Genomic DNA, 3,764 nt, shown 5'->3' with positions numbered 1-3,764 from the left:
GTCAGATGCTGGAGGTAGAGTAACGCAGGAGCTTGTTACCGAGGATCACTATTCGCTTCAATCATCTGCCTTGCCTACAGCACTTTGAACTCCCGCTGAAAGACCACATATTTAATAGGATTGGTATAATACCAATTCCAAACAATTATCAGCTTGCGTTTGTAACAAAATCTCATGGCGTAGTATCCAATATTACCCCAGTACTTTAATCAACTGAATCATTTAGTTGGTGTTAAGTTCGCTTAGGTTTGAAGTGTTGTAATGTGTTCAACTAATTTATCAATGAAAGTTCTTAGTCCAAGTGTTTGGTGTTTTCGCGAACGATATATCGCATAAATTCCCATTTCTAGAGGTTTAAAATCGGGCAGTAACTCAACTAATTGACCTTGTTGAATCAGTTCTGCTACAGCATAGCTTGGTTGTAAACTTATCCCGTGTCCATATAAGGCAGCGTTAAGTAATAAAGAAGATTCATTGGCACTAATATTACCTGATACCGCGACATTACTAGGTTGGTCGCCATTCATAAAATGCCACAAACTTTTGCCAAAATTTGAATACACTAAACAATTATGCCGAGTTAAATCCGCTAATTTCTGTGGATGTCCATGACGTTTAATATAATTGGGACTGGCACACAGGGTTGAGTGGCACGTGCCGAGGTTGCGGGCAATAATATTGGGGTCGAGGGCATTAGTGATCCTAATGGCTAAATCAATCCGCTGTTCTATCAGATTCGTCGCCTCATTGCTGATATGGAAATCTATAGTCATTTTAGGATGGGCTAAGGTGAAATGCTGAACAAAGTTAAACAGCAAATGTTCAGCGGTAAAACCAGAACAAGCGAGACGTATAATACCATGAGGTTCAGTACCATTATCAATGATTGGTGTGGCGACTGCACTCGCTATTTCAAGCAATTGCTGACAATGTAAATAGACTTTTTCTCCCGCACTTGTCAGGCTCAATTTGCGCGTTGAACGATGTAAAAGCTGAACTTCAGACCAGCTTTCCATTTGACTTAAATATCGCGTAATCATAGATCGTGACATGTCTAATGCTCGCCCTGCACCAGCCATACTACCTTGGTCAACAATTGTCATAAATACTTCTGCTGCTCTTAGCCTATCCATTATTAACTCGATCTATGCAACAAACAGTTGCACATTGTAATGTTTTTGTCGCATAAAATGAAACGTATACTTACCTTAATTCGAAAAAACTAAAAAGGTAATCAATATGTTTACAGTTATTAAACCTCAATTATTGTCTGTTTTTGCTGCACTTTCTCTTGGTGCATCGGTTTTTTATACCCAAGCTACTGAGCTTAGTATCGATGTTTATAACCCTGGTGCCAGCAGTATGTTTCCAGTCTCCTCCAGTATTATTGAAGGAGACAAGGAAGTCTTATTGGTCGATGCACAGTTTCAACGAAACGATGCTCAACAACTGGTCAAAAAATTAAAAGCAACTGGCAAAGAACTCAAAACGATATATATCAGTCATGGTGATCCTGATTTTTACTTTGGTTTAGACATAATCAAGGCGGCGTTTCCACAAGCTAATATTATTGCGACTCCTAATACCGTGGCCAAAATTGAAAAATCCATGCAAGGAAAAAAAGATTATTGGGGACCAATTTTAAAAGATAATGCGCCGCAAAAACTCGTGTTACCCAACGTATTTACTGGTAACACGTTAACGCTTGAAGGCGAAACCATAGAAATCAAAAACCTTGAGCATAACCCTGAACGAACCTACCTTTGGATCCCTTCAATTAAAACCGTAACGGGTGGGATTGTAGTATTTGATCAAATGCATGTTTGGGTAGCCGACACTAAGAGCCAAGCTGATCGGGATAAGTGGTCTGCGACCCTAGCGGAAATGCAAAAATTAGCGCCTGAAAAAGTCATTCCTGGACATTTTCTTACTGGTAGCCAATTAGATCAAAGTTCGATTCAATTCACTCAAACGTATTTGAAAAAATTTAATTATGCCGCAGCAAATGTAAGTACATCTGAGCAATTGATAGAGAAGGTGATGAAGGATTACCCGCAGTTAGGTGCAAAAAGTATTTTGGATTTAGGTGCAAAAGTTGTTACTGGTGAAATGTCGTGGCATTAAGTTTGCCAAACAGTTGAGCAATATAGAGCACTAAAAAGTCATATTAGATATTCGTAAACACGAGTTATATAAGGAATATATTATGAATAATGAAAAAAAATTACACCTGATTATTGACCCTCTATGTGGCTGGACCTATGGAGCATTACCTTTAATAGGAGCAGCAAATGCACTTGGTAACCTAAGCGTCGAGTTGCATGGCGGTGGATTATTGATCGATGACCGTGTTCGTCCTATTACAGCCCAATGGCGTGAGTTTGCACTAAGCAACGATAACAAGATTGCGCTAAAAAGTGGCCAGCCTTTTGGCAGCGCTTACAAAGATGGCTTGCTAAATGATCATGCCGTGATATTGAATTCACAACCCTCTATTACCGCATTGATGGCCGCTCAAGCGCTTGGTTTAAACGGGGTCGACTTTCTAAATCGCATGCAAACGGCTTACTATCAAGACGGCCGTAACATCAGCCTGTTTACCGTACTTCACGACATCGCAATAGAAGCTGGTGTAAAGGGTTATTTGTTTGAGAGTCAATATCAGACGCTAGCGGGGAGTTTGACCAGAAGCCATATTGATAACAGTCGCACTCTACTCAATCATGTGCATGGACAAGGGTTTCCGTCGGCTGCAATTGAAACCGAAGATGGTCAATATCACCTCGTCAATATCGCAAATTATTACGGTGACACACAAGGTTGGCATGAGTATTTGAACAAGACTCTTTCTGACATGTAATGGGGAAGAGCATGTTTAATCGCTAGAATGGCATTAATCATGCTCTGTTAACCCATTGTGCGCATGTAATATTACCGATAAAGGAACCACTATGACTAATTTAGAAATCGTTAAAAGCACATATGAAGGGGCGACATCAGAAGAGAACGGTAAAAACCTAAAGATTCATTTAGCCGCGGATGTGAGTTGGACTGAAGCCCAGGGTTTTCCTTATGCCGGTACCTATATAGGCTTTAATAGTATTGCCAACAACGTATTTCAGCGTTTAGCAACTGAGTGGGAAAATTACCGCTTTGACGTTGAAGACTATGTGTCATCTGGTGATAAAGTTGTTGCTTACGGGACCTATAGAGGAAGGTATTTAAAGACAGGTAAGGTTATCAATGCCAGAGTAGCTCATATATGGACGCTAAAAGAAGGGGAAATCATCCATTTTGAGCAATTTGTTGATAGCCAAGTTGTTGTTCAAGCGATGGACTAAACAATATGTTTGATTGTGGCTTTCAATAATATGTCGATTCAAATTCATGTTCAATAAATAATACAAACTAAGGGTTTTACCAGCAAAAAAATGGACAATCGAGCCATGATTAAGTTTAGTAAACCTGTTATGTTTTTACAAAACAATGGTATTTGATAGTGTAGATTCTGTTTTTTTATCTGATTTACATTAATGATGAGAAAATGCTATTACGGGTTTTAATTTTATAAGCACAATGTTAAAGCCTTTTTATTATGCGTTTACATCAATGAACTGCATAAAACACAATCTACTATGAGCCTGTAAATAATTTTGTGTAACTGCTTTTCAATCAGTACCCTATTAGGGTCAATGGAAGGTAGCACATGAATAAACAAGAATTAGAAGCTTTCGCTAAACAAGCAGCCAAAGGCATAAAGTCTG

The 3,764-nt window shown here is 39.0% G+C and carries 4 protein-coding genes; 3 read left to right on the top strand and 1 reads right to left on the bottom strand.

Translation table 11 applies throughout. The features are described 5' to 3' along the window. Positions 1–242: 242 nt before the first annotated feature. Entirely contained in the window at positions 243–1,133 is an 891-nt protein-coding gene (locus ACWXWT_RS20085; RefSeq protein WP_456043340.1) for a LysR family transcriptional regulator, read from the bottom strand. Positions 1,134–1,239: 106 nt separating this feature from the next. Here ACWXWT_RS20085 and ACWXWT_RS20080 point away from each other — a divergent pair, with 106 nt between their 5' ends. The 3 genes from ACWXWT_RS20080 to ACWXWT_RS20070 all read left to right on the top strand — a co-directional run bounded on the left by ACWXWT_RS20080 (position 1,240) and on the right by ACWXWT_RS20070 (position 3,341). Beyond that, positions 1,240–2,124, top strand: coding sequence for an MBL fold metallo-hydrolase (locus ACWXWT_RS20080; protein ID WP_456043339.1), 885 nt, complete (start codon positions 1,240–1,242; stop codon positions 2,122–2,124). A gap of 82 nt (positions 2,125–2,206) precedes the next feature. Beyond that, positions 2,207–2,860: a DsbA family protein gene (locus ACWXWT_RS20075; protein WP_456043338.1), complete on the top strand. Its 654-nt coding sequence runs from the start codon at positions 2,207–2,209 to the stop codon at positions 2,858–2,860. 91 nt (positions 2,861–2,951) lie between these two features. After that, positions 2,952–3,341, top strand: a complete 390-nt coding sequence (locus ACWXWT_RS20070; RefSeq protein WP_456043337.1) for a nuclear transport factor 2 family protein — start codon at positions 2,952–2,954, stop codon at positions 3,339–3,341. The last annotated feature ends 423 nt before the right edge of the window (positions 3,342–3,764 follow it).

The organism is Shewanella sp. A22, from assembly GCF_053850585.1.
The sequence above is the reverse complement of the archived record's forward strand: the minus strand, read 5'-3'. Positions and strand labels throughout refer to the sequence as shown.

Excerpts from the sequence above, each read along its gene's own strand:
- ACWXWT_RS20085 (WP_456043340.1), bottom strand. The coding sequence starts at position 1,133 with ATGGATAGGCTAAGAGCAGCAGAAGTATTTATGACAATTGTTGACCAA.
- ACWXWT_RS20080 (WP_456043339.1), top strand. The coding sequence starts at position 1,240 with ATGTTTACAGTTATTAAACCTCAATTATTGTCTGTTTTTGCTGCACTT.
- ACWXWT_RS20075 (WP_456043338.1), top strand. The coding sequence starts at position 2,207 with ATGAATAATGAAAAAAAATTACACCTGATTATTGACCCTCTATGTGGC.
- ACWXWT_RS20070 (WP_456043337.1), top strand. The coding sequence starts at position 2,952 with ATGACTAATTTAGAAATCGTTAAAAGCACATATGAAGGGGCGACATCA.